Source organism: Aquiflexum sp., assembly GCF_977115555.1.
Window position 1 is genome coordinate 1 of sequence record NZ_CDSBKL010000285.1, and the last position, 5,477, is coordinate 5,477.

The window sequence follows — 5,477 nt, forward strand, 5'->3', positions numbered from 1 at the left end:
AGGTTTTTTCTGACATTCAATCCGGAGATACTGCCTCTTTTGAGATGCTGTTTAAGACACATTATGATCCACTTTGCCGATTTGCATTGTCCTACCTTCAGGATCCGGATGATGCCGAAGAGACAGTACAGGGAGTTTTTATCGGTTTTTGGGAAAAAAGAAAAACCATACAAGTAGACACTTCATTGAAAGCTTACCTCTACAGAAGTGTGAGGAATGCCTGTCTGAATGAAATCAAAAGGGTTAAAGTCAGAAAGCTGCATGCTGATTCCATGATGGTGGAAGGAGAACCTCAAAGTCAGCCTTCAGACCATTTGGCTATCCGGCAGGAATTAGAAGAAAAAATACAGGAAGCTTTGCAGGCTTTACCTGAACAATGCAGGCTGATTTTCAAAATGAGCAGGTTTGAAGAACTCAAATACCAGGAAATCGCAGATCAGCTCAACCTGTCCATCAAGACTGTTGAAAATCAGATGGGAAAAGCATTAAAAATAATGAGAACCCAATTGAAAGATTATTTACCATTGATTACAATTTTGATTGGGAAGCTGTTGGAACCATGAATGAAGATTTGGAACATATCGAAAACCTGATCGGCAAATTCATTGTCGGTGAAGCCTCGGAAACTGAAATCCTGGAGCTCAGTGAATGGTGTGCCATTTCCCCCGAGAACCAAAAATACCTCGACGATGCGGTTTTGATCTATGAAAAATCACAGATTCCCTCTCAACCAAGATTTGACAGTGATGCGGCTTGGCAAAAAGTTAAAAACAAGATTGAAAACAAAGGAGGCAAAACAAATTGGTTCATACCAATTTGGGGAATTGCAGCGGGATTGACCCTGATATTTGCGCTATCTTTTCTTTTTTACAGACAATGGACAAGTCCTCAGGAATTCCGGTTCATGGCAGATGAAAGCAGTATTTCCCAAACCATGCCGGATTCTACGGAAATTTCACTAAACCGTAATTCAGAGGTAAAAATCGCTTACAATGAAAAGAGAAATACAGGAAGGATCGAATTGGAAGGGGAAGCATTGATCAGTATTCCGGAAAATAAAAAAGTGAAATGGACGGTAGAAACAGCAGGTTTGCAGATCGAAGATATCGGGACGGTCTTTCATGTCAGTTCTTTTGCAGACAGCGCCTTTGTAGAAGTAACTGTACAGGAAGGTATTGTCAGATTTTTTAAAGCCGGAGAAGAGGGCATCACCATCAATCCCGGACAAAAAGGAATATATGAAAAGAATACAGGAATTTTTTCCTTTTCAGCATCTGACCCCAACGTAGCTTCCTTCAAGACTAGGTCTTTTGTATTCCAAGAAGAAACATTGAGTGAGGTTTTGGAAAAGCTGAGCTTGGTATATGATCGCATCATCGTCATGCAGGGAAACATCTCCGATTGTAAGCTAACAGTCGCATTTGAAAATGAAGACTTGGAAACCATATTATCGGTCATCGCCGAAACACTTAGCCTTGAGGTAACAGATGAAGGAACCCAAATCAAAATCAGTGGTGATGGTTGTTTTTAGGGATTTGCAAATGGCCAAAGAGAAGACTGTTTTTGTCTGTTTTATATTGTTTTTTATCCTTTCCGTATTTACTGTTTATGGGCAACAGGTTCCTGTTTTGGAAAAGAAAATTTCCATTTCAGCGCAAAATGAACCTTTGGAAGCATTCTTGAAGCGTCTTTCACAAGAAACCGGAACCGTTTTTTCCTACAGCTCTTCGGCCATCGATGTCAAAAAAAATGTGACCGTCGATTTTTCCATCAGACCGCTCAGAGAAGTATTGGAAGTGGTATTTGAAGGTCAAGTGGAAATCAAACAGAAAGGCATTTACATCATCCTTACCCCAAAACCTGATTCCTCTAAAGACCGCGTCATCAGTGGTTATGTGGTGGATGAAACTACCGGAAAACCTGTGCGTGACGCAACTGTCTATGATCCCATCACTCTGAAATCCTCCCTGACAGATGAATTTGGCTATTTTCAGTTGTCTGTAAAAAATCCTGCGGATGACATCAAGTTGGTCATCAATAGCCAAATGTATGCTGACACACTTTTGATTGACAAAAAGCAGTCTCCTTTCCAAAAAATCCTGCTCAAATCAAAAGAAATTGACTTTGAGGAGGTCGGCAAAAGCATTGCAGAACCTATGAAAAATTTCTGGGTTTGGACCAAAAAATCCGTGGGCTTCACCAACATGGACAACATGAAAGACACCTTGCACCGTGGATTTCAGCTTTCCTTGATTCCATTTGTCAGTACCAACAGAAAATTGGCGGGAAGTGTCGTCAATGATTATTCTTTTAATATTTTAGGAGGGTTTTCGGGAGGAACGAACAAAGCAGAGTTTGGAGGTTTGTTTAACCTCAACCGGGGAAATGTCAAATATGTGCAGGCGGCGGGATTGCTCAATCAGGTTGGGGGAACATTCAGAGGGGTGCAATTGGCAGGACTAGCCAATGTTGTCCGTGATTCAGTAAATGGAGTTCAGCTCGCAGGATTAACCAATTTCAATACCGCAAATGTAAAAGGTTTCCAGATGGCAGGTTTGGTCAATCTGGGAACAGAAAAATTTCAGGGGACGCAGGTAGCAGGTATTTCCAATTTTAACTATAGAGATGTCGATGGTGTACAATTGGCGAGTATCCTGAATGTGGGTCGAAATGTGAGGGGCACGCAGATCGGACTCTTCAACTATGCAGACAGCATTCAAGGGGTTCCGATAGGATTGATCAGTTTTGTTAGGAAAGGATACCATCAGGTAGAAATCGGTGCGGACGAAATGCTTCCGCTGAATGTTTCCCTCAGGACAGGGACAAGGTCTTTTTACAACATACTTTTTGCAGGATTGAGGACCGACAGTTCGGATTCCACCACTTGGGCATTTGGATACGGGATAGGAACCTCCCCTGCTTTGGGCAAAAAGGCTTTTCTTAATATAGAACTCAGTGCCCAACAGGTGAACAAAGGTTATGTCTCGGCTTTGAACCTTGTCAACAGGCTTTATATAGGAGTTGAATACCGCCTTGGCAAAAGGTTTGGGCTGTATGCCGGGCCAAGTCTCAATCTGCGCGTTTTTGACAATACCTTCACGGACCATCCTACCCTATTCACCTATACCAATCCCCGGATCATTTCCGAAAGCAGTTTTCCTTCGGAAAATATTTCCACCCAATTATGGATAGGCGGCAGGGCAGGATTGAGGTTTTTTTGAGGAATTGGAATTAGGATAATTTGAAGACTTTGGAACCCATGGCTTGCCACTATTGGCACTAAGCATCATAAGTATGGGAGATTTCTGGTCTGGTTTATTTCGCAAAAAAAAATCTAAAAATTACCAAATGCGAATAGGGGTATTTTTTGTTTCGCTTGTCCTAGGATTGAAACTAATCCAAAGACATGAATACCATAAGCAAAATTCTAGCAACAGCGGCTTTCTTTTCGCTTTCTCCAACAGAAACAAAAGCCTCAAACCATTCCAATGAAACTCCGGTCGATAGCCTCGAAAAGGTTGAATCGAAGTTTTCATTTCACCGCATCGGTGAAAAAATCGGTACATTAAATTTTCAGCCATTTAGCGTAAATCCGGAAGATACAACCATCGTATCTGTACAGTTTGCATTTGTCCCCTTTGTCAGTACCAACGGCACCGAATCAGGAAATGTCATCAATGATGTTTCTTTCAACCTCCTTGGAGGATATTCTGCGGGAACCCGTGCTTTTGAAATGGCAGGACTTTTCAATATCAACCGTGGCGACATGACAGGCGTGCAGTTGGCAGGCCTATTCAATCAAGTCGGAGGAATAGTCGATGGCGTGCAGTTAGCCGGTCTTTTTAATTCCAATCTCCATTCAGTAAAAGGAGTTCAGTTGGCAGGTTTGACCAATTTTACAACCGGGCAAGTGGAAGGTGTGCAGATTGCAGGATTGGCTAATTTTTCCCCAAAATCTGTAAAAGGTGTACAGGTGGCAGGACTAGCCAACTTTTCGGGCAAAAATACTGAGGGCACCCAAGTCGCAGGATTGGCCAATTTCACCGCTCATGAAGTGAAAGGAGCGCAAGTGGCGGCATTCAATTTTGCCTCCAAGGTCGATGGCTTCCAACTAGGCGTCTTCAACTATGCCGACAGCGTCAGTGGGATTCCTGTTGGGCTGATCAGCTTTGTACGCTCAGGATACCATAATGTGGAGATTGCTGCCAATGAAGTTCTTCCGTTAAACTTAGCCCTACGCACCGGAAAGCGGGAATTTTACAACATCCTTTTTGTTGGAATCAGGCCGGAACCAAGCAGGGATGTGACATGGTCTTATGGCTATGGATTGGGGACCTCTCCCCGATTGGGGAAAAAGACTTTCCTCAATATCGAGGTCAGTTCAGAGCAACTCAATAAAGGAAATACGCAGGCGCTCAACCTAATCAATAAACTCTATTTAGGCGGTGACTATCAAGTGTCTAAGAAGTTGGCCCTTTTTGCAGGTCCTACCATCAATTTCAGGGTCTTTGACAATTCCTTTGACGGACATCCCGACCTTTTTACTTATACCAACACCAGAATCAGAAATGAGAAAACCTATTCTGAAAACATCTCCAGCCAATGGTGGTGGGGATTCAGAGCTGGATTCAGGGTTTTCTAAAAGGAGAGTTTGAAAATATACTTTAAAAAAAGTTCAAAAGATAGGTAGGGGTAAAACCTCACTCGATTGTCAATATTATAGAGGCTAAACCAACAGCTGCAGCCAAGCCCAAGACTTTAGCTCTTGGGCAGGCCAAAGCCACAAAAAATTTAAACTTCAATCAAAAAAATGAAAAAGTTACTCACCATTATTATTGTATTGCTTGCCGTCCAAACAGCCTACAGTCAGCAGACAGACAGATTTAGATTTCAGATGGATCTTGGTGCTGCGGCACCAAAAGGCGGTGGAATCGGGGCTTTGGTCAATTTTGAACCACAGATCTTGGTCAGACGAAACATCGCCTTGGGCCTCAGGATGGGTGTGGCAGGTCTCGCCAAAGACGTGATTTACTACGAAATCCCCAAAGATTACACCGGTGAATTATCAGCAAATGCTTCCATCTCAGGAACTGCAAATTATTATTTCAACTATGGCAAAGGTAAAGCAGCACCCTACATCGGCGGAGGTTTTGGTTACTATGCATTGAGCAGTATTGACATCCAAACCACCGATATCGACGCCGGTGACCTGGGCGAGCTCAAAGCCAACTTTGCTTGGGCTCCAATGCTGAGAGCCGGAGTAGAGTTGGGAAAATTCAGGATAGGCGCTGAATATAATTTTGTCCCTAAAAGCGATCTCCAAAACATCGCCGGAGAAGTCGTAGGTCGATCTGTCAATGAATATTTTGGATTCACCATCGGCTATTTTGTTGGCGGCGGAAAATGGGGAAGGTAAGGTTCTAGGTTATCCTGCTTCTGGAGAAGCAGGATAGCAAAGTATCGATTCTCTCTTTCCT

General features: G+C 43.0%; 5 protein-coding genes. All 5 read left to right on the forward strand.

All coding sequences use genetic code 11. The annotated features are described in order from the left end of the window. On the forward strand, positions 1–563 hold a 563-nt coding region (locus tag ACZFYI_RS14960; protein WP_462524932.1), incomplete at its 5' end, for an RNA polymerase sigma-70 factor. Beyond that, complete coding sequence (locus ACZFYI_RS14965; protein WP_462524933.1) at positions 560–1,531, forward strand: FecR family protein; 972 nt, start codon at positions 560–562, stop codon at positions 1,529–1,531. The genes ACZFYI_RS14960 and ACZFYI_RS14965, both read left to right, overlap by 4 nt. Then, complete coding sequence (locus ACZFYI_RS14970) at positions 1,488–3,221, forward strand: carboxypeptidase-like regulatory domain-containing protein (RefSeq protein WP_462524934.1); 1,734 nt, start codon at positions 1,488–1,490, stop codon at positions 3,219–3,221. The genes ACZFYI_RS14965 and ACZFYI_RS14970 overlap by 44 nt, the downstream gene beginning before the upstream one ends. Positions 3,222–3,406: 185 nt before the next feature. Beyond that, on the forward strand, positions 3,407–4,642 hold the full coding sequence (locus tag ACZFYI_RS14975) for an LA_2272 family surface repeat-containing protein (RefSeq protein ID WP_462524935.1): 1,236 nt from the start codon (positions 3,407–3,409) through the stop codon (positions 4,640–4,642). A 168-nt stretch (positions 4,643–4,810) separates the two neighbouring features. Continuing rightward, complete coding sequence (locus ACZFYI_RS14980) at positions 4,811–5,416, forward strand: hypothetical protein (RefSeq protein WP_462524936.1); 606 nt, start codon at positions 4,811–4,813, stop codon at positions 5,414–5,416. Positions 5,417–5,477: the final 61 nt, after the last annotated feature.

Excerpts from the sequence above, each read along its gene's own strand:
- ACZFYI_RS14965 (WP_462524933.1), top strand. The coding sequence starts at position 560 with ATGAATGAAGATTTGGAACATATCGAAAACCTGATCGGCAAATTCATT.
- ACZFYI_RS14970 (WP_462524934.1), top strand. The coding sequence starts at position 1,488 with ATGAAGGAACCCAAATCAAAATCAGTGGTGATGGTTGTTTTTAGGGAT.
- ACZFYI_RS14975 (WP_462524935.1), top strand. The coding sequence starts at position 3,407 with ATGAATACCATAAGCAAAATTCTAGCAACAGCGGCTTTCTTTTCGCTT.
- ACZFYI_RS14980 (WP_462524936.1), top strand. The coding sequence starts at position 4,811 with ATGAAAAAGTTACTCACCATTATTATTGTATTGCTTGCCGTCCAAACA.